Here is a 24,024-nt window from a genome sequence, read left to right on the forward strand (position 1 = left end):
CTTGTTTATTGACAAAGGACAAATGACAGAGAACAAATGACTAAATGGCTCGTTTATAAGCTTCGTCCAGCACTTCCGAAAGTGTCGGGTGCGCGTGAACTAGATGTGCAAGACTTTGGACAGATTGACGGTTTGCGATCGCAGCTGAGGCTTCATGAATTAAGTCTGAGGCGTGTAGTCCAAAAATGTGGACACCTAAGACTTCTCCGGTGTCTTTGCGATATATCACCTTGGCAATCCCATCGGCTTCATTTTCTGCCAACGCTTTGGAATTTCCTTTGTAGTAACTCCGACTTGTGGCGATTTCAAAACCTTCGGTTTGTCCTAACTCCTTTGCTGCGGTTTCTGTTAAGCCTACATAGCTAACTTCTGGGTGGGTAAACGCCGCCGCCGGGATGCTGCGATAGTCTACTATTCTTTCCCTCCCAACTATATTTTCTACGGCGATGATGCCTTGAGCAGAAGCCGCATGTGCCAACATCATCTTCCCATTAGCATCGCCAATTGCCCACAGATGCGGTACTACTTCACCTGCTGATAGTACTGCCATGCGATCGTCAACTGGGATAAAATTCCGCCGATCTAGTTCTACACCCACAGACTCTAAACCAAGATTTTTGGTCGCTGGGATGCGTCCTGTAGCTACCAAGCAAGCATCTACTTCGATGACATCTACATCTTCTTTGGTTTTGAAATCTGCTAACTCAATCACCACTGGTGAACCAGGGATGACTTTTTTAGCGTATATCCCTACTTTGGTTTCAATATCGCGGGGAGTAATCAGTATCCGTTCGGCAAGTTTGGCAATGTCTCGGTCAAATCCTGGCATTAACTGATCTAGGGCTTCAATCAAGGTGATTTCGCAACCCAAAGCTGAGTAAATATCAGAAAATTCTAAGCCGATGTAACCACTGCCAATAATTGCCACCCAGTCTGGTAGAGACTCTAACTTGACGCCTTGATCGCTGGTAAAGACAGTTTTGCCATCTACTTCAATCCCTGGAGGCACAAAAGGAATTGAACCAGGGGAAAGGATGATGTCTTTGGCTGTGATGGTTTTTTCACCGCCGTCTCCGATAATAGAGACTTTTTGCGCCCCAGCGATTTTTCCCCAACCGTTAATGATATCGACTTTTAGACGTTTGAGGCTGTTGGTTAAGTCGCCTTGAATTTTCGAGACGAGACTATTAGCATGGTTAGCGATCGCTTGGCGATCAAATTCCACGCTACCAATTTGAATTCCCAATGACTTCAGGTGGTGGGCATTACGTAACTCCCGCACACGTCCAGATGCTGCCAGCAACGCCTTAGAAGGAATACAGCCCCGATTAACACAGGTTCCTCCCATATCAGCAGCTTCAATAATCGCTGTTTTCAGACCGCAACTTACGGCGTGTAAGGCTGCGCCATGCCCGCCTACACCAGCGCCGATAATTACTAAATCGTAATCAAATCCTTGACTCACGTTAGTTTCCCCGTGTGCTTCGCCTATTTATTCTCAACTTGACCGACAATCAGCGCAACCCCTTTAACAGTTATCAGTTTTATTGCTTGACTCTAAATCCCTCACCATAGACCATCAGAACTGTTCACTGCTGACTGTTTACTAATTTCAGGTTCGGGTGTTGCTTCAAATTATGATTCACTCGCTTCTGACGAAAATATGGATGTTTTCAGTAATTATAATCAAATCTATATACTTATTTTTTTGATACTACAAAAGGATTGAGGATAGCTTTGTTAGCCCCAACTCTTGGAGACGCTGTTCGCGTTCGGGGAAGTCAACAAGAGGAAAAGGGGCAGTTCTTGCTGGGAGCAAGGGGGAAAACCGAGACGGTTATGGTGTGTAGAGACATTACATTGCAACGTCTCTACAAGCGTTATCGATACTCCTAACTCAGCACTCAGCACTGTTTTGCCCTATATCCATAACTTTGAATTTCTTTACAGCGCGTTAGCCTAACACTAAGCTGGATTTAGGTATTCATCCAGAAGATTTACGCAGGCGATCGCTCGATGTCTATTCCCCAAATTAGTGAATTTACTATCCGCCGTCATGCCAACGCCAAATCTTTCCAACGGGGCGAGGCATATTATGAGGCTGGTGCTGTCAATACAGTTACCCAACGTGGCGATCTGCTTCAGGCAGATGTTGTAGGCAATGAAGCCAAACCTTATCATGTCAACCTGAGTTTCGATAGCAGTGGGTTAACCTCAGCAAACTGCACCTGTGCCTACAACTTTGACGGGTGGTGCAAACACATTGTAGCGACGATGCTTGTTTGTGCGCGTAACCCAGAAAACATTGAGCAGCGCCCCACCCTAGAACAACTACTTAATCGCCTAGATTATATCCAAACTCAAAGGCTGCTGCAAGAGTTAGTAACAGAACACCCACCACTAATTGAAGTGATTGACCGCCATGTAAGTTGGATGACGAATCTTACTGACAAGCAAACAACCACAAAACTCTTGCTCTACATTACTATTGATCCGGCTCCTTTTAGGCGGCAAGTGCGGCAGATTCTCAAGGATACCGTGCGCTACTTTGAGGAAGGGTGCGAAGAAGATCCAATTGGTGAAGAATTGCTGAGTGTGGTGCAAACTGCGGTAGATTTTAGCGAACGGGGAGAGGGTGAGAATGCGATCGCTATTTTAGAAGCGATTACCTCTACCTGTGTGGAAAATTGGGATGATGTTGCAGAATACGGTGCCGAAAATGATGAACTTATTGAGGAATTAAATAATGCCTGGTGTGAAGCAATTCTCAGTGCTGAACTCACCCCAGAAGAAAAAGTTGATATTCAAATAAATTTAGAAGCTTGGCAAGATGAGTGGAATGCTGATTTTGGCATGATTATGGAAGCTTTACGCCAAGGTTGGGATTATCCACCACTGGTGCAAGTTCTTCAAGGTAATATTACCGAAAGGGGAGCGTGGGAAGAAGACGTGCCAGATTACGCGGATGATTTGGCACTAATTCGCCTAAAAATCCTCGAACGTCAGGAACGTTACCAAGAATACTTATATTTAGCAGAAGCGGAAGGGCAAACCCAACAGTATCTGACAATGCTAGGGCGTTTAGGCAGGGTAGAAGAAGCAATTGATGCTGCTCAAACCCAAATGAACTCAATGGAAGAGGCTTTTGCCCTAGCGAAAACACTCAGTGGACAGGGGGCATTACAGCAAGCACTAAATATAGCCCAGAGTGGATTAAATTTACCGGGTAAGTGTCAGTATGAATTGGGGATTTGGACAAGTGATTTGGCTATTGAATTGGGTGATAGTGAAGCTGCTTTATTAGCAATTAAGGCGGCTTTTCAAGTGAAGCCCTCCTTTTTTGATTACCAGAAGATGGCAGAATTGGCCGGGGAAAATTGGGAAAGTGTCAAAATAGACCTGCTGAGAATTATTCGTACTGTTAGTGGTGGGGGAACAGAATCAGCCAAGGTGGATATATTCTTGCATGAAGGGCTAATTGATGATGCAATTGCGATCGCTAGTGAACTCAGTTCTTATAATTCAGAGTTGATTCACCGAGTCATGGATGCTGCTATCCCTCATAATCCTAGTTGGGTAATTGCTAATGCTCGTTACCGTGCTGAAAAGATTATGGATGCAGGTAAAGCCGAATACTATTATTACGCAATTGAATGGTTGAAAAAGGCACGTAACGCCTACTTAGAATCTGGAAATAAAGCTGACTGGTTAAGCTATCGTCAAAACTTGATGCAAACCCACGCTCGTAAACGTAAATTGATGGGAATGTTTCAGCAAAAGGATATGCAGTAACCCTAAAGCATAACAAAACGCTAGTTTGCCTACTTTTAACAAGGGGATTTTGCCTCAAGTCTTGTTAATTGAAATAGTAGGTAGATTTACGCCGTACTCCCGCAGCAACAGATAATTCTAATATATCTGCTTGCTTATGCAGCTCGAACATCATCAATGCTTTTAAGTCTGCAATAAGTAGTTTATTTAGCTTTTAAATTGAAATTTACGCAAGATATCAACTTTAGTGACAAGAGATGAAGTAAGATTCACATCTGAAACAGTCTTTGAATAATCCCATAGTTTCTAACAAAAAATAGCCTGGTGCGATGATTGATAAATATCCTCAAAATCTTATAGTGTCCTGCTTACCACTGAGTATGCTTCTATTACTTGGCAGCATAATTTCTAGTCCAGTGAAAGCTCAAGCTGTTAATACTACACAATTACCACCTAGCAATTCTATCCCACAACAACTTCCACCGCCACAGGATGTCCAACCACCGTTACCTTCGCCAGTTCCATCACCTGAACCACCACAGCCACTCCCCCCGCCAGCAGAACTATTTCCACCTTCTACTCCAACTCCCACACCTGATAATCCACTCCCTGACAACCTTCCTCAAACTATTGTTGTTGAACGTTTTGAAGTTGTTGGTAGCACAGTATTCAGTCCCGAAGAGTTAGCCCTCGCTACTGCTGAATTTACTAAACGACCGATCTCGCTAACTGAAGTATATCAAGCACGTTCTAAAATTACTGATTTATACGTTAAAAATGGTTATATTACTTCTGGTGCTTATATCCCGCCCCAAACAATCCAATCTGGTGTTGTAAAAATTCAGGTAGTCGAAGGCAAATTAGAAGATATCCAGGTAACTGGAACTCGGCGGTTGAATCCGAATTATGTCCGTAGCCGATTAGCAATAGCTACATCAGCGCCTCTGAATCGGCAACGTCTACTAGAGGCACTGCAACTTTTGCAACTTAATCCTTTGATTAAAAACGTTTCTGCTGAACTTACCGCAGGATCGCGGACTGGTACAAGTCTTTTAGAGGTCAAAATCAGCGAGGCACAAACCTTTAGTAGTCCAATAATTCTTGATAATGGGCGATCGCCTAGTGTTGGCAGTTTCCGCCGTGGATTACGATTGAATGAAGCCAACTTACTCGGATTTGGAGATAGTCTGAGTTTAGGATACACCAATACTGATGGTAGCAACTCCTTTGACGGTAGTTACACATTGCCTCTTAATCCCCGCAACGGGACACTTAGCTTCAACTATGGCACTACATCAAGTGATGTCATTGAACCTGCTTTCAAAGATTTAAATATCGAATCGGCATCTCGCTACTACGAATTGACATTCCGTCAGCCCATAGTCCAAACTCCCACACAAGAATTCGCCCTTGGGTTAACAGCCTCCCGACGGGAAACTGAAGCCTCTTATTTCCCCTTCAGAGTAGTACGACTACCTTTCCCCGGTTTAGGTGCTGATGAACAGGGACGCACCAGGGTATCTGCCTTGCGATTTTTCCAAGAATGGACGAGTCGTAACAGCCGCGAAGTCATCGCCCTACGCTCTCAATTCAGTTTGGGTTTAGATGTGTTGAATGCCACAGTTAATCAAAATCGTCCTGATAGCCGTTTTTTTGCTTGGCAAGGGCAAGCGCAGTGGGCACGCCTTTTAGCTCCTCAAACCTTACTTTTACTTCGTTTAAATACGCAACTTGCATCTACAACACTCTTACCCATAGAACAAATTGGCTTAGGTGGGCAGGATAGCGTTCGGGGTTATCGCCAAGATTATCTGCTGACAGATAACGCCACTTTTGTTTCTGCGGAAGTTCAAGTACCGATTCTGCGCTTACCCCAGATAAATAGCACGTTACAGGTTGTCCCCTTTGCGGATTTTGGTGTTGGCTGGAATAATTCTGGTGCAACAAACCCGAACCCCGGCCCTAATACTCTAGCTTCTGTTGGTCTGGGGTTGCGTTGGTCACAGGGCGATCGCTTCACCGTTCGTCTTGACTGGGGCATTCCTTTAGTATCTGTTAACTCGAATGATAGAACATTACAAGAAAACGGACTATATTTTAGTTTATTCTATAATCCTTTTTAAAATTTAGGGGTTCATTCTCCTTCCTTTGCCTTCTCTAACATAGGCTGCGCCAATTGGAGTTCCCGCTCTATTAAAGCAACTGGCGTGCGATTTCAAATCCTTAGATATTTTTCCCTACTGAGATGCCCCCAATTTATTTAATCCCTGCCTTGCTCTAATCTAGAGAGCAAAATTAATTCCGTAAAATAGAACTATTTGACTGATTAAAAAATAAAAATCAGATGCTTATTTATTTCATTCAGAGTTTTCCCACCACTCAGAATAAAAATCCGCAAATATACCAAGTGTTCTATTCAGCGTTTGATTTTATTCTGGGTATCCTAAGAAAGACAAGCTTAAGCGATATGGACAAAGGGGGAAAATTTATAAATTATGTATGAATAGAGAAAACAGCTAGAGCTTCTACCGCAAAACTGAATGCCCTGCTTTTTAAGAAAGGTTAACCTTAACCTAACAGTATTGGAACTTGTGGGAGTAGGATTATTCAGACTAAAGACCTAAAAATATGAAAGATTGAGGAACAACCATGCTAGGAAATGAGCGGGAAAAAATACGCCATCTGTTGGTCATTCAAGACCTCCAAGGCCGGCGAACTGTCCCCTTGCAAGAGACTACTTATTCTCTAGGGCGGCATCCCGCAAACACTATTATCTTGTCTTCCCGGTCAGTATCAATGCAACATGCAATTTTATTGCGAGTAACTGTTCCAGAGACTGATCAATATGGCTTTCAGATTATTGATGGTAACTATAAGGGAAAAGGGAGTACTAACGGCTTATTTGTCAATGGTACTAAATGCTTTTCCCATAATCTTAGAAGTGGAGATGTCATTGCCTTTGGCAGTAATCAAGCTCAAGCTAAATATTATGCTATTTCTAACATTTCAGAACAAGCATTTTCTGAATCTTTTGATGTTGAAGACTTATCTGGTTTCTTATCAGAGCAAGGCAGTCCTGCCAATCCTTTTCAAACCTTAGCTATCGATCCCAGCTTTGAACTAGCTAGTGAGTCTGCTCTAGCTCGTCTCGCATCCTTCCCTGAACTCATCCCCAATCCAATCATTGAGATGGATTTAGAGGGAAGAGTCACTTATCTTAATCCAGCCGCAGCTCTTAAGTTTCCCAAACTTAGGGAAATTGGAACAAAACACCCGATTTTAACAGGACTTTTGAGTAAAAATAATCTAGAAAAAAATTCTTTTGTGCGGGAGGTTGAAGTAGGTACAGAAGTTTTTGAGCAATCTGTTCTTTACTTACCTGAAAGTGATTTAATTAGAACTTTTATTATTAGGGATATTACAGAGCAAAAACAAGCCACAGCTGAACTACGTCAGCGCGATCGCTTGCTACAGGCAGTCGCAGAAGCTGCCAATTATTTGCTTGGGGAAATGAATTATGAAACTGGTATTGATCTAGCTCTAGCTGTTTTAGGTGAAGCTGCCAAAGCAGATCGTGCCTATCTCTTTCAGAACCATCTCCATCCTGCTACAGGAGAAATAGTAGTCAGCTTGGGGTTTGAATGGACACATCCTTCTATTGAATCTACTTACAAATATTGGCAGAATCAGCCTTATCAAGGTTCTGGATTAGCTCGTTGGTACACTGTTCTCTCTAGCGGCAAGTCGATTAGTGGACTGACTCAACAATTTCCTGCTGCCGAACAAGAATTTCTGATTCGAGATGGCATTCAATCCCTTCTCCTGGTACCTCTTTGCTTGGAGAATGAGTTGTGGGGTTATCTTGGCTTGGCAGACTGCACCTTTGAGCGTCATTGGTCAAAGCACGAAGAATCTACCCTTTTGACGATGGCCGCCAGTATCATTGGTGCACGGCAACGTCAGCAAGTAGAAGAAAAGATTCGCTATCAAGCCCTACATGACATGTTGACAGGGTTGCCCAATCGCCTACTATTTAATGAGCTGCTTAATAAAACTCTCCCCAACGTCACTCGCAATGGTGATAGTTTAGCTGTGATCTTCCTCGACCTGGATCGCTTCAAAGTGATTAATGACACTTTGGGGCACACTCTGGGAGACCAATTGTTACAAAGCGTCGCTCAAAGATTACAAGGCTCACTCAGAAGCGGGGACACTATAGCACGTTGGGGAGGTGATGAGTTCACTATCTTACTCCCGCGAGTCAATGATATTGAAGAGGTAACATTAGTGGCGTATAGAATATTACAGGCATTGGAGGATGCTTTCTATCTTCAAGACCATGAACTTTATGTGACTGCCAGCCTCGGTATTGCGTTGCTTGATAGCAACAGTCCTGACGCCGAAACCCTAATTCAGCACGCAGATGCCGCTTTGTACTACGCCAAGGACAAAGGGCGGAATAACTACCAATTCTATAGTGTTTCTCTCAGTGCTAAAAATCCTGAACTCCTGACTTTAGAAAAGAGCTTGCGCTATGCCCTAGAACGTAATGAATTTACGCTACACTATCAGCCTCGCGTAAACATTATTACAAAAGAAATTACTGGTATGGAGGCTCTATTGCGCTGGCAGCACCCAGAGATGGGATTGGTCGCACCCAGTGTTTTCATTCCCCTAGTCGAAGAAAGTGGATTAATTGTCCCCATTGGCGAATGGGTGCTACGGACAGCCTGTATTCAAAATAAAATCTGGCAAGATGCAGGATTGCCACCTATAACGATGGCTGTTAATCTTTCTCTTAAGCAGTTCCGTCAACCCAAATTGGTAGAGACTATAGCTACAGTTTTAGAAGAAACGGGTCTGGAGCCGCGCTTTTTAGAATTAGAAATTATGGAAACTACAGCCATTGAGGATTTAGATTTTACCAAAACGGTGTTAAAGAATCTACAGCAGATGGGTGTTTGCCTTTCCATTGATGACTTTGGTACAGGTCATTCCTCGCTCTCGCGTCTACAGCTTTTGCCACTCCACAATCTGAAAATAGATAAATCTTTTATTCAATATTTAACGCAGGATGTCAAAGTAGCTCATATTATCAAGGCGATAGTTACTTTGGGACACAGCTTAGGATTGAAGCTGATAGCCGAAGGGGTAGAAAAAGAAGAGGAACTGGAGTTCTTGAAATCTATTAATTGTGAGGATGTACAAGGCTATTTATTCTACCGACCACTTTCTGTCCAGAAAGCAACAGAAATCCTTGAAAGTAAACAACCAACCTAATAAGCTGTTACACAAATAAACATTGCACATTTACTAATGAGGTTGTTTTTTGTCCTTAATAAACACTTTTGACTAATGACTAATGACGGTCTACACAGAAAATAGTGCATGCAATATATAAGCGCGTTAGCTTATTGTTAGAGTCGCTCAATTATCTTGGCATTTTCTGGCAACTTGGCGTCTCGTTGCCCAACAGCACGCGCCCTAACAGTAAACAAACCAATGGGAGTATTTAATAAATCTGCAAGGGTGGCTTTACCCGCGATGCCTGCGGCGGGCTGCGCCAACGCCTTTTTCATATCCCTTGGTATTTCCTTGACTAACCAACGTGCCAAACGATAGCAGCATTCTTTGAGTGTAATATCTCGCATCAAATCTACACCGTGTAGTTCATGCAGATAGCGATTTGAGCGTCCATAGCGCCGCCATTGACTTTGCAGTTCTTTAAGTGTGGCGCGGTGGCGGTGCTGAACGATCGCATTCGGGGCAAATTCCAAACGCCCGATGTTTTCCCCCAAAATCCGCCAGCAAATATCGGCATCGCCACCAGTGGTCAGATAGGGACGAAATAAACCCGCTTTTTCTAAGGCAATGCGTCGAATCGCTAAATTAGCCGTTTGACCATAGGGACGAAAGGAATGGTTAAGGGTATGCTTTTGCGACAAAGTTTCTTGACGATCTGCGTACTGTTCTAACAGAGTTGTGCCTGGTAGTGCCAAAATTTCACCAGCGACAATTACCACTTCTTTGTTGACAAAAAGTTTAATTAATGCATATAACCATTGCGGTTGTGGGCGACAATCTGCATCGGTAAAAACAATAATTTCCCCCGTAGCGGCGCGAATCCCAGTATTACGAGCAGAGTATGAACTTTGAATTTGGTTTTCGCTCAATGGGCGGATTGTGATGGGGCAATTTTCAGCAGATGTTTTGAGGATGTTGAGAGTGCGATCGCTACTATTATTGTCAACCAACAAGTACTCTACCCGGTCTTTCGGGTAGGTTTGAGACAACAGACAATTGATTAACTCTGGTAGATCCGCCTCACCGTTATAAATAGGAACAACCACCGACACCATTGGTAAAAAACTGGTGGCGGTGGTTGCATCAACTGGCTGATGATTCATAAATCTGAGATTTTAGAGATGAGATTACTAACTAGTATTCCCAATCCAAAATCCTAGAAGGCTATATCAAGCAGTTTTCATAACTCCAAAAATCTGGATTTGGGGATACTACTATATAAACACCTAAAAACAAGTCACTCACCTAAAATTTTAGGCTATCGGCGCGGCTCATGGGTCGAGTGGGCTGATTTGCTGGCGGTTGGGCAAAGTTACGATTTGATAAAATTGCGATCGCCCGGGCATATTGTGGATCGCTCTTAGTCCCGATTAAATCTGGATTAGAAGCCAATTGCCGCTCTTGTGCCTCTGTCAAGTCTAGCTTGATATCTGGGGCAATCCCTTTATGATTAATATCCGTTCCTGCCGGAGTGTAGTAATGGGCTATGGTGACAGCCAAGCCGGAACCATCTGCGAGTTCATGAACTGACTGCACTAAGGCTTTACCAAAGGTTTGACCACCTACGACTACTGCCCGCTTATTATCCTTAAGTGCGCCTGTGAGGATTTCGCTAGCACTAGCTGAATTACCATCCACTAAGACCGCCAAAGGACGATTTGTCAAAGCAGTACGATTGGCTTTAGTTTCTTCAGTACCGCCCACACGGTCTACTGTCTTAACAATGCCGCCGTTGTCATACCACATCCGGGCAATTTCAATACTCGCCTGTAACAACCCGCCAGGATTTCCCCGTAAATCCAAAACATAAGAATCAACTTTCTTAGTGTTCAAATCGCGGATGGCTCGTTGCATTTGGTCTGCGGCGTGGGCACTAAATTCCCGCAAACGGATATAGCCAACGCGGCGATTCCCTTCTTGCTTGAGGGTATAACGTACCGTTGGCACTTCAATACTGGCTCTGGTCAGCTTCACATCAAAGGCAGTTTGCCCCGGCCGTCCCAGCTTTAGCTTGATGGGAGTACCCGCTTTGCCACGAATTAGCTTAGAAGCATCATCCACCTTCATTTTCAGAGTGGGTTTGCCGTCAATTGCTAAAATTTCATCGCCTGCTTTGATCCCAGCTTTCAGCGCCGGAGAATTTTCTATGGCTTCGACAACAGTCAGGCGCTGAGTTTTTTCGTTCACTTCCATGCGAATGCCAATACCAGAGACTTCCCCTGATGTTTGGCTAGTCAGGGCTTCAAACTGTTTGGGATCCATGAATCGAGTGTAAGGATCTCCCAACTTTTGTAAAGCTTCGCGGATGGCAGCATAAGCTTCTTCCCGAGAAGAATAGTCTTTGCTCAACAGGCTTTGTCTGGTTGCTTGCCAATCTTGTTGATTAAATTTGCCATCAACATATTCATGGTTCACGAGTTGCCACACTTGGTCAACTATCACTTTCGGGCTGTCTTGTAGGGCTAGAGCAGCCCGGACACCACGAGTCCAAGCGGTGCCGAATAAAGACATAGTAGCAGTAGTGGCGATCGCTCCACCAATCAAGGCTACTTGGAGCGGTGAGTAACTTTTCGCAGATTGGTTCATGTATATTAGCTGAAATAATTGTGTTATTGACAAGTTTAGCAATCAGGCTTTCAAGAAACTTTTAAGTTTTTATACCCCAAACTAAGCTCTGCTCCCTTCATCATTTTTATCGTTGAATGATGCCGAAAATACTGCATTCTTAACAACCATTTCTCAGTTTGTTAGCCTTCTCCGGAAGGCTATACTGAACATGTGACACTTTAATCAGCGTCATTTTTGTACTTTTTCATTACTTTTATAAGATAGCACTTTGATCACTGAATTACAGTACTGTTAGACAACCATTAAATCAGCTTTTCTTACTTAAGTCATGAAACGTAAATCTACCATCAAATCATTAATTTCTATTAAAAAAATTTTTACTAATCTGTGGCAATCGTTACAAAAACTAACTATTGGATTGTATTTTGTTTTAGGCGTTTGGCTGATTTTTACCACTATAACCTTAGTTTTTGCTTCTTCGCAGCCAGTAGATGCCTTTTTTGTGCTTGGTGGGAGTATTCATCGAGAAATCTATGTTGCCCAACAAGCAAAACAATACCCGCAAACCCCAATTTTAATTTCTCATGGTTCCCCAGACCCCTGTATATGGTTGATTTTTCAGGCGAAATTAGCAGGGTTACAAAACGTTTGGTTAGAAAACTGTGCGAATTCTACCTTTGAAAATTTCTATTATGGTATTCCAATTTTGCGACGTTGGGGAGTGCATAAAGTCATGTTGATTACCTCGCCAAGTCATTTACCCAGAGCCAAATGGATGGCACAGATTCTCTTGGGCGCTCATGGTATTTGGGTTGAGACAGAGATTGTTGAGGAGTTGGGTGTTCCTGGTAACAATGAATCTTGGGCCAAAACTGGATTAGATGTAACACGCAGCTTATTTTGGGCGATTTTTAGCCAAATTATTCAACCGCAATGCTCAAATGTAACAAGACTTACCGAAGTAGATATGCAAGCTTGGAAGAATCGAGGTTTTCATTGTGAACACCAAGTTGGGGTAGGGAGATAACTTACTCGTAATGTGTCGACATGCGAATTATCTTAACTACTTGCTCGGATTCGATGATCTCATATACCAACCGATGCTGTATATTTATCCTACGAGAATAAGCACCTGATAAGTCACCAACCAGCTTTTCATAAGATGGAGGATTTTGAAAAGGATTGTCTTGAAGGACTGCGAGTAATTCCTCGGCCTTTTCCTTTAAGTTACTAAAAGCTAATTTCTTCGCGTCTTTTTGCGCTTGTTTTGTGTAAATCAACCTCCAGCTCGCACCTTGGGGGTTTGGAAGTGGCTCCTCAGACGTTGGCTGACTCACCAATACAACTCTCCATCACATTCTTGGATCGGGGTTGCTAGTCCTTCTTTGATGGATTCTCGCATTCCAGGGATAGATAATAAGTAAAGAGTCTCCTGAATTGCAGACCAATCTTTTTCCGCAAGCAGAATCGCATTACCGCGATCGCCTCGAATGATCACAGGTTTACCCTGCTCTGCAACTTGGTCGATGATCTCTTGTAAATTATTTTGAGCGTCCTTGACGGGAAGCGAAGACATCATACTTTTTTAGCTCACGATAATTTTAATTTGGTTTACTCATCCTACAAAAAATCACTTCGTTTTTTAGTAGCATGATAACCGTGTCATCATGCTAATTACGATAGTATCATTTAAGGACAAAGAAACTGAAGATATTTTTGATGGCAATGACTCAAAGGAAGCTCGAAAGCAGTGTCCTATATACTGTTGGGAAGTTGCCCGTAGAAAATTAGATCAACTTAATGCAGCGTTATCTCTAGATGATATTAAAGTTCCACCAGGCAACAGGTTAGAAGTACTAAAAGGCGATGTCTACGACGGGCTACGCCTACGTAAAGGTCAGCATAGCGTTCGGATTAATGACCAATATCGAATTTGCTTTATATGGACACTCCAGGGTGCATCAGGAGTTGAAATAGTCGATTACCATTAGGAGATAACAATAGATGAGAGTTCCAAAGTATAGGCCCCCATCACATCCAGGTGAAATATTACTTAAAGATTTTCTAGACCCAATGGGAATAACCCAAAGAGAACTTGCAGATGCACTTCACGTTCCTTATCAGCGAATAAATGAGCTTGTAAATCAAAAGCGAGGTATTACACCTAGTACGGCAATAAGGTTATCAAAATTTTTTGGAAATAGTTCAAACTTTTGGTTAAATCTCCAACAAAATTGGGAACTTTATCATGTTCTCAAGGAAGAAGAAGAGGAACTAAAAAGTATTTTGCAATTCAGAACCACGAAGTAGCGATCGCCTAGAAATTTGGTTGATGTATCCAAAGAAAAATTAATGCAAAAGTTCCCAATCTTTCAGCGTCAAAATAGCATTTCTATATAAAGACAAATCTACCTGATGAACTTCTATCCCTTGACCAATTTTTTGTAGAAGAGTAATTGTTAAATTTCCTCCTAAGTGTTCGCGGAACTCGGTAAGCCCTCGAAATAGACAATGCGGATGGTCTAGTTGATCTAATTGTTCTGTTAGTGCTGATACATACAAAGTAAAGCCTAATTTATGGAGTGTACTTAGAACCCTTTGCCACTCAGATTGTAAAAGTTGCCCTGTTAAATATGAATAGGTCGTATCTAAAGCAATCCCGATCGCTACAGCTTCACCGTGACGTAGGCTGTAATTAGTTAAATGCTCTAGTTTATGAGCAGCCCAGTGTCCAAAATCTAAAGGACGCGATGAACCCATTTCAAAGGGGTCGCCATTACCAGCAATATGCTCTAAGTGCAACTGAGAACATCGATAAATCAGCTTTTCCATTATGTCCATATCTCGATTAGCCAATTTCTCGGCATTAAACATAATGAAATCGAAGAAATCTGCATCTTTAATCAGTGCTACTTTCACAGCTTCTGCAATACCCGATCGCCAATCTCGATCGTCAAGGCTAGTAAGAAAATTAAAGTCATTCAAGACAGCATAAGGTGGCATGAATGTACCCAAAAAGTTTTTCTTGCCAAAGGCATTAATTCCGTTCTTTACCCCTATACCCGAATCGTTTTGCCCTAATACTGTTGTCGGTACTCGTAGCAGCCGAATTCCTCGGTGAGCTGTTGTTGCTGCGTATCCTGCCATGTCTAGGACGGCTCCACCCCCAATTGCTAAGATGTAGGAGTGACGGCACAATCCAGCTGCATTTATCTGCTGATGAATTTGCTCTATAAATCTAGCATCGTTCTTGACTGCTTCTCCACCCGGAACTACTATCGGCTCACCAAGCTTTAGTATATTTTGATAATACTGAGCGTAAACTGATAATTTTTTTAGCAACCCATCTTGATACTGTAAAAATCCTGCATCTACCACTGCTAGAACTTGTTTTGGGGTTGTTTCCCCATCTGCGGCGATCGCTTGTGCAAGCAAAGGATTATCTACCTGAAATAGACCTCTAGTAAAGTGAACATCATAATTAAAGGTCACGCGAACACATTGGTTAATTGGTTGAAGATTAAGAACGGTTTTTTGTTGAATAGCCATTAGAATATTATTACTTTTTAAGTAATTGTAAATATATTTAATACTGCGATTGAAGTGATAGTAAGTTGAAAAAATCTTTTTTAAAAATGAAATTTAAAATTATTTTATATCAAAGTTAAACCAAGAAATTTATCGTAATTTTTTAGTGTATTGTTTGAATCTATAAATGATCAAAATCACATTTATTGATGCCTAAACTTTATATTTAAGATTGCATACAGATATCATTATTACATTAAATTTTAATTTTATTCCGTAACCAAATTTGATTCTTTATCTAATCGAAATGGGATCTTTACATTATCTTATCGAAAGTCAGGAGATTTTTATAGATTCAGTGAAGTTATAATTTCAGTAGTATATTATCTAGCTGCTTGAATCACAAAGTATCAAGTTTAGTGCTAGATTTTATACTTAGTTGCCATAAAAAAATTGGGCAACTTTTCCTAAAATTCATCATGAGTAAAGTAAACGAGTTACTGCATCACTGGCTGTTAAAGTCTGTTTCAGAGAAAGCTTTTGCTTGGCTGGAACAGAAGCAAGCACAAATTGCTAGCGGCGCTGCTGAGAGAGTGTTTTTTACGGCTTTTAGTGCTGTGCCGCGTTATCTAGGTAAAGAGGATTTGCAGCTAACATTCCAGGACTTGGAAGCAGCACAGGATGTGATTCCTGGTTGGTATCCTGCTCATTGGAGTGTAGATCAAGCAGGTCGTACACTCTTGCTTCTAGCTTTGCCCCATGATGATGCTGAAGGCTATGTGCGATCGCTTGATAAATTCTTCTCCACTGCCGATATGGGGGAATTAGTTGTCCTTTATCAAAGTTTGCCGCTATTACCACATCCAGAGTTACATCGCCATCGCGCTGCTGAGGGAATTCGCAGCAATATGAGTAATGTATTCCAAGCGATCGCATTACGTAACCCTTATCCAGCAGATTATTTAGATAATGCTGCTTGGAATCAGATGGTGCTAAAGGCTGTGTTTGTCGGTAGTCCCTTGCATCTAATTTGGGGACTAGATCGGCGTGCCAATCCAGAATTAGCGAGGATGTTAGCAGACTATGCCCATGAACGTTGGGCAGCTAAACGCTCAGTTACGCCAGAACTTTGGCGACCTGTAGGACGGTATGCTGATAGTGCAATCATCACAGATTTAGAAAAAGTACTGGCTAATGGTGATATACACGAGCAAGAAGCAGCAGCATTAGCTTGTGCTGAGTCTTCTTTACCCCAAGCACAAGAATTACTTTCTCGCTACCCAGATTTACAGTCATCCATTCAAAAAGGTAATCTGACTTGGAATAGTTTTAGCCGTGATGGCCTTTTTGTTTACAAATAAAAGGGAGTGTGGAGTGGGGAGTAGGGAGTGGGGATGAGGGAGAAATCAATTCAAAATTAAAGTACTTCTGCTTCCTACCTCCTGCTTCCTACCTCCTGCTTCCTGCCTGCTGCCTCCTTTTTCCCAATGCCCAATCATTAAAACCATGATGTTTATCGATCCTCACATTCACATGTGTTCGCGCACTACTTACGATTACTTAGTAATGCGGGAATATGGCATTGTCGCTGTTATTGAACCAGCCTTTTGGTTAGGACAGCCACGAACAAATGCTGGCACATTTAAAGACTATTTCAGCAGTCTTGTGGGCTGGGAACGGTTTCGTGCTAGTCAATTTGGCATCCAACATTACTGCACAATCGGCCTCAATCCGAAAGAAGCTAACAATGAGGCACTAGCAGCAGAAGTTATAGAACTGCTACCACTTTATGCTTGTAAAGAGGGAGTTGTTGCTATTGGCGAAATTGGCTACGACGACATGACAGAAGCAGAAGATAAGTACTTTTGTCAACAGTTAGCATTAGCCAAAGAACTCGATATGTTGGTGCTAATTCATACGCCTCATCGTAATAAGAAGGCGGGTGCTAGTCGGAGTATGGATCGCTGCATTGAATATGGCTTAGATCCTTCACAAGTAATTATTGACCACAACAACGAGGAAACCGTTGAGGAAGTATTAGGACGGGGTTTTTGGGCAGCTTTTACAATTTATCCACAGACGAAGATGGGTAACGCCAGGATGGTTGAAGTTGTCCGTAAGTATGGACGCGATCGCATCATTGTAGATAGTAGTGCTGATTGGGGTATTAGCGATCCTTTGGCAGTCCCAAAAACGGCTCAGTTAATGTTAGACAGGGGTATTCCTGAAGAACATGTACGAGCAGTTTGTTATGAAAACGCCCTAGCTGCTTACAGTCAAACCGGTCAGATGCAAGCATCAGACTGGCTCAATCCCCAATCTATCGATCAGCGTCAGTTGTTCAATGGCAATTCTGTGTTACGGGGACAAGAGCCAGGAATCAAATCAGTTTCAGATTATGTATTGATTGAGTAAAAAATTGGTAGCGATTCATCGCGTCTGTATTAGGGAATGGGGATGAGGAATTGCAGAAATATTTGATTCATCTGTAATATACGGTTTATTTTGAGAAATTATTAGGTACGGAGGCAGATAAGTGAATGTTGCAAGCTTAAATTTTCAAAGCTGGCGGGGTTATCTAGAATTGATGCGTCCGGCTAATATTGTTACTGCTTGGGCGGATATTCTTGTTGGTTTTGCTGCTTCTGGCTCTGGAATTATTTTTGCTCAATTAATCAATGGAGAAGCAAGTTTTACTATACTAATTCCATTAGCTTGGTTATTATTAGCTACAACTGGTTTATACGGCGGTGGTGTAGTTTTTAATGATGTTTTTGATGCTGAATTAGATGCAAAAGAGCGACCAAATAGAGCAATTCCCAGTGGTCGCGTATCTCGTCAAAATGCTACTTTATTGGGGAGTTTACTGTTTGCAATCGGGATTCTGGCTGCTTTTCAAGTATCGTTGTTGAGTGGTGCGATCGCTATATTTATCACTCTTTCATGCCTACTCTATAATTCACTTGCCAAACATCATTCTTTTTTTGGCCCTTTAAATATGGGTTTGTGTCGTGGCAGTAACTTATTATTAGGTGTAAGTGCTGTACCAGAAATGATAGGAGAACGTTGGTATTTAGCGCTGATTCCTGTTATTTACATTGCTGCTATCACCGCAATTAGTCAGGGTGAAGTTCACGGAGGTAAGAAGATTACGGGAGTACTCGCATTACTGCTGATTGCAATAGTTTTGACGGCAGTTTTAGCTTTAGGATTATTAGGGGATTATGCAGCGATCGCAGCACTACCATTTGCTGTTGTATTAGCTATCAGAGTCTTGCCTAATTTTATCAAAGCTGCGCGGGAACCAGTCGCTGAAAATATCCGAAATGCTGTAAAAATAGGCGTGTTATCTCTAATAGTTTTAGATGCAACTATTGCATCTGGTTTTGCTGGTTTGTATTACGGTTTATTCGTTCTAATTTTGCTACCATTTTCGATGAAGTTAGCAAAAGTATTTGCTGTTACCTAAATTTGAATGTACACACCCAGTAATACCATGAATTGGCTGTATGGGCGCATAGATGTGCGCCCATACAACTGAATATGTGGCAAGTATTTTGTGAAATAGTATAAGCCAAAGAAATTACATATACAAGGGATAAAGCTAAAAAATGAAAATTACAAAAAACAATAATCACTTAACTTATTGCAGCAATATTCACCCTGGTGAAAGTTGGCTAGAGGTTTTTAGCAATTTAGAAAAATATGTTCTCAATCTCAAATCACGTTTATCGCCAACAGCACCTTTTGGTATTGGTTTAAGATTAGCAGATGCAGCTGCTAAAGAACTGTTACAAAATAATAACTTGGCTCAATTCCAAGCGTGGCTTATTCAAGAAGATTTATACGTTTTCACTTTAAATGGATTTCCTTATGGTGGATTCCATCGACAGGTGGTAAAAGACCAAGTTTATGCACCAGATTGGTCTACACAAGAACGGGTAGATTATACATTAAACTTGGTACAAATTTTAGCTACTCTATTACCAGAAGAACTTGATGGCGGAATTTCTACGCTGCCATTATCTTATAAACCTTGGTGGCAAAAAGACCAAGCAATCGAGACAGTTCTGAAAAAGAGTTGTTTAAATATAGCATCAGTTGTTATAGAAATGATTCGCATCTGCGAAGAAACAGGAAAGATACTCCATATTGATTTAGAACCTGAGCCTGATGGTTTAATTGAAAATACCTCAGAAGTAATTGATTTCTATAAAAATTATTTGTTGCCAATTGCTGGTAGTTACTTATCAGAAAAATTAAATATTGAACAGAATCTAGCAGAAACTAAATTGCTAGAACATATTCGAGTATGTTACGACACCTGCCATTTTTCAGTTGAATATGAGGAACCGCAATCTGTATTTGCGCGTTTCCAATCGGCAGAAATTAAGATTGGCAAAATTCAAATCAGCGCTGCAATTAAAGTAAAAATTCCTGCTGATATTGAAAAACGTAGTTTGATAGTTGAACGCTTACGTCCTTTTGCTGAATCTACTTATCTTCACCAAGTAATAGAACGTCGCAGTGATAGTACACTCCATCACTATCCTGATTTAATAACTGCATTACCGCATCTAGAACAATCTCTAGCCCAAGAATGGCGTACTCACTTTCATGTGCCAATTTTTATTCATGATTATCAAATTTTGCAGTCTACCCAAGATGATATTGCGACTGTTTTACATCTACTTAAAACAAACAATGCTTGCTCACATTTAGAAATTGAAACTTACACTTGGGATGTATTACCAGCAGAAATGAAGATAGATTTGTTGACTTCTATTCAGCGAGAATATGAGTGGGTATTAAAAGAATTTACCGCAAATTAAAAGGAGATTAATTTATGCAGAAAACTGTTGTTCTAAATGTCGTGGGATTAACACCCAGTTTACTAGGAGAAAACACACCGTTCTTATCTTCTTGGGCGGCGATTGGACAAGTAGTCCCGATCGCAACAGTTTTACCTGCTGTAACTTGTTCGGTTCAGGCTACTTATTTAACAGGAAAATTGCCTGATGAACATGGAATTGTCGCTAATGGTTGGTACTTCCGCGATGAATGTGAAGTGAAGTTTTGGCGGCAGTCTAATAAACTAGTGCAGGCTCCCAAAGTTTGGGAAATAGCTAAATCAATTGATCCAAATTTCACTTGTGCCAATCTTTTTTGGTGGTACAACATGTATTCATCAGTAGATTATGCCATTACGCCGCGCCCGATGTATCCCGCAGATGGAAGAAAATTACCTGATATTTATACCCATCCTAGTGATGTGCGATCGCAAATTCAATCCGATTTAGGAAACTTCCCTTTATTCGATTTTTGGGGCCCAAAAACTACCATTAGTTCTAGTCAATGGATTGCCAATTCAGCAAAATGGATTGAGGAACGTTATAGCCCGACATTATCACTAGTTTATCTACCACATTTAGATTACTGTCTGCAAAAATTTGGTCATGATAAAAAACACATCCAAGCTGATTTGCGAGAAATTGATGCTGTTTGTGGCGATTTGATTAAATATTTTGAAGCACGTAATACTCAAGTAATTATTCTTTCTGAGTATGGCATTACCCCAGTCTCCAAAGCGGTGGATTTGAACCGCGTGCTACGAAAAAATGGTTTAATTGCTGTGCGGGAAGAATTAGGACGAGAACTGCTCGATTTTGGTGCTAGCATTGCCTTTGCCGTTGCCGATCATCAAATTGCTCATGTATATGTGAACGATCCGGCATATATCCCGAAAGTGCAATCATTTTTAGAAGCGACTGAAGGCGTAGCGCAGGTATTGGATGAAGAGGGTAAACAAGCCTACCATCTCGATCATCCTAGATCGGGTGAGTTGGTAGCGATCGCTCAATCTGACGCTTGGTTTACCTATTATTATTGGCTCGATGATGCAAAAGCTCCTGATTTTGCTAGAACTGTAGATATCCACCGCAAACCTGGTTACGATCCTGTAGAACTTTTCCTTGATCCGCAAATTAAATTTCCTCAAGGAAAAATTGCTCTCAAACTACTTAAGAAACAACTCGGTTTTCGCTACTTAATGGATGTGATTCCTCTGGATGCTTCTCTAGTACGCGGTTCTCACGGTAACATTAGCACTTCTGTTGATGAAGGGCCTCTATTTATCACCCATCAAACTCACCTAGTTAATGAAAATCGCATTCAGGCGACAGATGTTTGTTCGTTGATTCTCAAGCATTTGAATACCTGAAAGGCAGTATAGAGGCGATATATCGCCTCTGCATCTTACCAAAATGCAAAAAAATTTCTTGTAATTCATAATCATATCGAGTATGATTTATATGTAAACTCGTAATGACTATGAATTAAATTGTTCTATCAGCAGGCATTCGTCAATCTATTGACTAAATGTGCTGTGGGCAATCTGAGTAACTTGCATGGAGAGCTTCTTTAACCATGACTGAACCCCAAAACTTGACAACTGCTGACGGTATTCCAGTTAGCGATAACCAGAACTCACTTACAGCTGGAGCGCGTGGCCCTGTATTAATTCAGGATTTCCACCTCATAGAAAAGCTAGCTCATTTCAACAGAGAACGTATTCCTGAAAGAGTTGTTCACGCTAAAGGTGCGGCTGCTCATGGTACTTTGACTATTACCAATGACATTACCCGCTACAGTAAAGCCAAACTTTTTTCTGAAATTGGCAAGAAAACGGAACTTCTCTTGCGTTTCTCTACAGTCGGAGGAGAAAAAGGTTCAGCAGATGCCGAGCGTGACCCTAGAGGTTTTGCCATCAAGTTTTATACTGAGGAGGGTAACTGGGATCTTGTAGGCAACAATACGCCTATTTTCTTCATCCGTGACCCCCTCAAGTTTCCTGATTTTATCCATACCCAAAAGCGCAATCCTCAAACTAATTGCAAAGACCAGAATGCAAAGTGGGATTTTTGGTCACTCAGCCCAGAATCGCTTCACCAAGTGACGATCCTGTTTTCAGATCGGGGAATTCCGAAAACCCATCGCCACATGGACGGTTTTGGTAGCCACACCTTCAGTTTAATTAATGCCAAGGGCGATCGCGTCTGGTGCAAATTTCACTTTAAGAATCTGCAAGAGCATCAAACCTTGACAGAGGAAGAATCAGCTAAGATTAAGGGCGAAGATCCAGATCATGCGACTCACGATTTGTTTGAAGCGATCGCTAACAAAGATTATCCCAAATGGCGGATGTGTATTCAGGTGATGACCGAAGAGCAAGCGGAAAAACATCCTGATAATCCTTTTGACTTGACCAAAGTTTGGAAACATTCAGAATATCCTTTAATTGAAGTCGGGATATTAGAGCTAAATCGTAACCCAGAGAATTATTTCGCCGAAGTAGAGCAAGCCGCTTTTAGCCCTAGTGCAGTGGTTCCTGGCGTTAGTTTCTCTCCAGACAAAATGCTTCAAGCTCGAATTTTTTCTTACCCAGATGCTCAACGGTATCGCTTGGGTGGTAACTATCAGCAACTACCTGTCAACCAGCCCAAATGTCCAGTGATGCATTATCAGCGAGATGGCTTCATGGCGTTGGGGAACAACCACGGTAGCGTTCCTAACTATGAACCGAATAGTGCTGAGGGTACGCCCAAAGAAAATCCAACTTATGCAGAGCCACCTAGTCATTTGGGCGATGTCACAGTTGATCGCTACAGTCATCGTGAAGGAAACGACGATTATACCCAAGCAGGTAATCTGTATCGGTTAATGACTCCTGAACAGCAAGAGCGTCTTGCTCATAATATCGTCGGTAGTCTCTCTCAAGCAAGGGAAGACATCCAAATGCGCCAACTTTGCCACTTCTTCCGGGCAGATATTTCTTATGGTCGTCGTGTAGCTGAAGGATTGGGCATTTCAATCGATCCCTCAATGTTTTCTCATGAAGCTCAACCTGTAGGTAACTGGTAGCCTCGTAGTTTCGTAGGGTGTGTTATGCCGTAGGCTAACGCACCGAAAACCTGGATGGTGAGTTACGTACTTAAGCTAGATTTAGATCCCCGATTTCTTGAAGAAGTCGGGGATTTGATCAATAAAAATAGACTCGTTAACGGAGATAAAAGCCTCGTTAACGGAGCTAAAAGCCTCGTTGACGGAGATAAAAGACTCGTTAACGGAGCTAAAAGCCTCGTTAACGGAGCTAAAAGACTTGTCAACGGAGATAAAAGCCTCGTTAACGGAGCTAAAAGACTCGTCAACGGAGATAAAAGACTCGTTGATGGATATAAAAGCCTCGTTGACGGAGTTCAGAGGCTCATTAAGTAGAGAAATAAAAATATTTACAGTTATTACGATCGCACCCTTCGCAAAGCATATCGTAGAGAAGTAGTTTTAGGGGTTGCGATCGCTTTATTTTGCTTCACTGCATTTGCAATGACATTGTGTAATTAATTATGTTACTTACTTATTAGACTGGTATTTGAATCCCAAGCGAGTAATGCAGTCGGTGCAGATTACCTAAATTACTGAAACTAACGTCAGACAAAAGCAACCATTATCCTGAATCAAGGTTGACGATTCCGCCGCAAGTCTTCTAGATTGTTACGAATGGTTATTGTATTGGGATGATTTGCTCCCACCCGTTGTTCAGCGATCGCCAAAGGTTCGGCATCACTGTACCTTCCCTGTGAATAGTAGAGTGCTGCCAAATTGTTCAGGCTGGATGCCACAGAGGGGTGTTCATCCCCCAGCAGGCGTTTTCTCATCGCCAAAGCTTGGATTAGCAAAGGTTCGGCATCGGTGTACCTTCCCTGTGAATAGTAGAGTGCTGCCAAATCGTTCAGGCTAGATGCCACAGAGGGGTGTTCATCCCCCAGCAGGCGTTTTCTCATCGTCAAAGCTTGG

General features: G+C 41.9%; 21 protein-coding genes. 14 read left to right on the forward strand and 7 right to left on the reverse strand.

Features of this window, described 5'->3' with window-relative positions; all coding sequences use genetic code 11:
- Nucleotides 1-40: 40 nt before the first annotated feature.
- On the reverse strand, nt 41-1,465 hold the full coding sequence (gene lpdA / locus RMY00_RS15400) for a dihydrolipoyl dehydrogenase (protein WP_322648364.1): 1,425 nt from the start codon (nt 1,463-1,465) through the stop codon (nt 41-43).
- Between the two features lie 272 nt (nt 1,466-1,737).
- On the opposite strand from lpdA, the gene RMY00_RS15405 reads away from it, so the two are divergent.
- From RMY00_RS15405 to RMY00_RS15420, 4 genes are all read left to right on the forward strand, one after another.
- On the forward strand, nt 1,738-1,896 hold the full coding sequence (locus RMY00_RS15405; RefSeq protein ID WP_322648365.1) for a hypothetical protein: 159 nt from the start codon (nt 1,738-1,740) through the stop codon (nt 1,894-1,896).
- A gap of 120 nt (nt 1,897-2,016) precedes the next feature.
- Complete coding sequence (locus RMY00_RS15410) at nt 2,017-3,792, forward strand: SWIM zinc finger family protein (protein WP_322648366.1); 1,776 nt, start codon at nt 2,017-2,019, stop codon at nt 3,790-3,792.
- Between the two features lie 308 nt (nt 3,793-4,100).
- Complete coding sequence (locus tag RMY00_RS15415; RefSeq protein ID WP_322648367.1) at nt 4,101-5,894, forward strand: ShlB/FhaC/HecB family hemolysin secretion/activation protein; 1,794 nt, start codon at nt 4,101-4,103, stop codon at nt 5,892-5,894.
- A gap of 526 nt (nt 5,895-6,420) precedes the next feature.
- A complete protein-coding gene (locus RMY00_RS15420) occupies nt 6,421-9,051 on the forward strand; it encodes an EAL domain-containing protein (RefSeq protein ID WP_322648368.1) in 2,631 nt (876 codons plus the stop codon).
- A 137-nt stretch (nt 9,052-9,188) separates the two neighbouring features.
- Here RMY00_RS15420 and RMY00_RS15425 read toward each other — a convergent pair whose 3' ends face one another.
- Nucleotides 9,189-10,178, reverse strand: coding sequence for a glycosyltransferase (locus RMY00_RS15425; protein ID WP_322648369.1), 990 nt, complete (start codon nt 10,176-10,178; stop codon nt 9,189-9,191).
- A gap of 142 nt (nt 10,179-10,320) precedes the next feature.
- Nucleotides 10,321-11,661 (reverse strand): carboxyl-terminal processing protease CtpB, encoded by a 1,341-nt coding sequence (gene ctpB, locus RMY00_RS15430; RefSeq protein WP_322648370.1) that lies wholly within the window; start codon nt 11,659-11,661, stop codon nt 10,321-10,323.
- A 310-nt stretch (nt 11,662-11,971) separates the two neighbouring features.
- On the opposite strand from ctpB, the gene RMY00_RS15435 reads away from it, so the two are divergent.
- Nucleotides 11,972-12,670 (forward strand): YdcF family protein, encoded by a 699-nt coding sequence (locus RMY00_RS15435; protein ID WP_322648371.1) that lies wholly within the window; start codon nt 11,972-11,974, stop codon nt 12,668-12,670.
- A gap of 1 nt (nt 12,671) precedes the next feature.
- Here RMY00_RS15435 and RMY00_RS15440 read toward each other — a convergent pair whose 3' ends face one another.
- Both RMY00_RS15440 and RMY00_RS15445 read right to left on the reverse strand, forming a co-directional pair.
- Nucleotides 12,672-12,980, reverse strand: a complete 309-nt coding sequence (locus RMY00_RS15440; protein WP_322648372.1) for a Txe/YoeB family addiction module toxin — start codon at nt 12,978-12,980, stop codon at nt 12,672-12,674.
- The gene (locus RMY00_RS15445) at nt 12,977-13,219 is read right to left on the reverse strand and encodes a type II toxin-antitoxin system Phd/YefM family antitoxin (RefSeq protein ID WP_416212070.1); all 243 of its coding nucleotides are present in this window, start codon (nt 13,217-13,219) and stop codon (nt 12,977-12,979) included. Before RMY00_RS15445 ends, RMY00_RS15440 begins: the two co-directional genes overlap by 4 nt.
- 91 nt (nt 13,220-13,310) lie before the next feature.
- Between RMY00_RS15445 and RMY00_RS15450 the strand changes: the two genes are divergently transcribed.
- Together RMY00_RS15450 and RMY00_RS15455 are read left to right on the forward strand one after the other, a co-directional pair.
- Complete coding sequence (locus RMY00_RS15450; protein ID WP_322648374.1) at nt 13,311-13,634, forward strand: type II toxin-antitoxin system RelE/ParE family toxin; 324 nt, start codon at nt 13,311-13,313, stop codon at nt 13,632-13,634.
- Between the two features lie 13 nt (nt 13,635-13,647).
- Nucleotides 13,648-13,953 (forward strand): HigA family addiction module antitoxin, encoded by a 306-nt coding sequence (locus tag RMY00_RS15455; RefSeq protein WP_322648375.1) that lies wholly within the window; start codon nt 13,648-13,650, stop codon nt 13,951-13,953.
- Nucleotides 13,954-13,992: 39 nt separating this feature from the next.
- Here RMY00_RS15455 and RMY00_RS15460 read toward each other — a convergent pair whose 3' ends face one another.
- On the reverse strand, nt 13,993-15,198 hold the full coding sequence (locus RMY00_RS15460; protein WP_322648459.1) for a 3-dehydroquinate synthase: 1,206 nt from the start codon (nt 15,196-15,198) through the stop codon (nt 13,993-13,995).
- Nucleotides 15,199-15,650: 452 nt separating this feature from the next.
- Here RMY00_RS15460 and RMY00_RS15465 point away from each other — a divergent pair, with 452 nt between their 5' ends.
- The 7 genes from RMY00_RS15465 (at nt 15,651) to RMY00_RS15495 (ending at nt 23,445) form a co-directional block, all read left to right on the forward strand.
- Nucleotides 15,651-16,532 carry an EboA family metabolite traffic protein gene (locus RMY00_RS15465; protein ID WP_322648376.1) on the forward strand — a complete coding sequence of 294 codons (882 nt, stop codon included), beginning with the start codon at nt 15,651-15,653 and terminating at the stop codon, nt 16,530-16,532.
- Nucleotides 16,533-16,677: 145 nt separating this feature from the next.
- Nucleotides 16,678-17,586 (forward strand): TatD family hydrolase, encoded by a 909-nt coding sequence (locus RMY00_RS15470; RefSeq protein ID WP_100903103.1) that lies wholly within the window; start codon nt 16,678-16,680, stop codon nt 17,584-17,586.
- A 121-nt stretch (nt 17,587-17,707) separates the two neighbouring features.
- Nucleotides 17,708-18,640 carry a UbiA-like protein EboC gene (gene eboC / locus RMY00_RS15475; RefSeq protein ID WP_322648377.1) on the forward strand — a complete coding sequence of 311 codons (933 nt, stop codon included), beginning with the start codon at nt 17,708-17,710 and terminating at the stop codon, nt 18,638-18,640.
- Between the two features lie 142 nt (nt 18,641-18,782).
- The gene (gene eboE, locus RMY00_RS15480; RefSeq protein ID WP_322648378.1) at nt 18,783-20,003 is read left to right on the forward strand and encodes a metabolite traffic protein EboE; all 1,221 of its coding nucleotides are present in this window, start codon (nt 18,783-18,785) and stop codon (nt 20,001-20,003) included.
- A gap of 14 nt (nt 20,004-20,017) precedes the next feature.
- Entirely contained in the window at nt 20,018-21,391 is a 1,374-nt protein-coding gene (locus RMY00_RS15485; protein ID WP_322648379.1) for an alkaline phosphatase family protein, read from the forward strand.
- Between the two features lie 206 nt (nt 21,392-21,597).
- Complete coding sequence (locus tag RMY00_RS15490; protein ID WP_322648380.1) at nt 21,598-23,091, forward strand: catalase; 1,494 nt, start codon at nt 21,598-21,600, stop codon at nt 23,089-23,091.
- A 54-nt stretch (nt 23,092-23,145) separates the two neighbouring features.
- Nucleotides 23,146-23,445: a hypothetical protein gene (locus RMY00_RS15495; protein WP_322648381.1), complete on the forward strand. Its 300-nt coding sequence runs from the start codon at nt 23,146-23,148 to the stop codon at nt 23,443-23,445.
- Nucleotides 23,446-23,684: 239 nt separating this feature from the next.
- Here the strand turns inward: RMY00_RS15495 and RMY00_RS15500 are convergent.
- Nucleotides 23,685-24,024 (reverse strand): tetratricopeptide repeat protein (locus RMY00_RS15500; protein ID WP_322648382.1); only part of this gene is annotated, 340 nt, incomplete at its 5' end.

This window comes from Nostoc sp. ChiVER01, assembly GCF_034531155.1.
Classification (GTDB): domain Bacteria; phylum Cyanobacteriota; class Cyanobacteriia; order Cyanobacteriales; family Nostocaceae; genus Nostoc.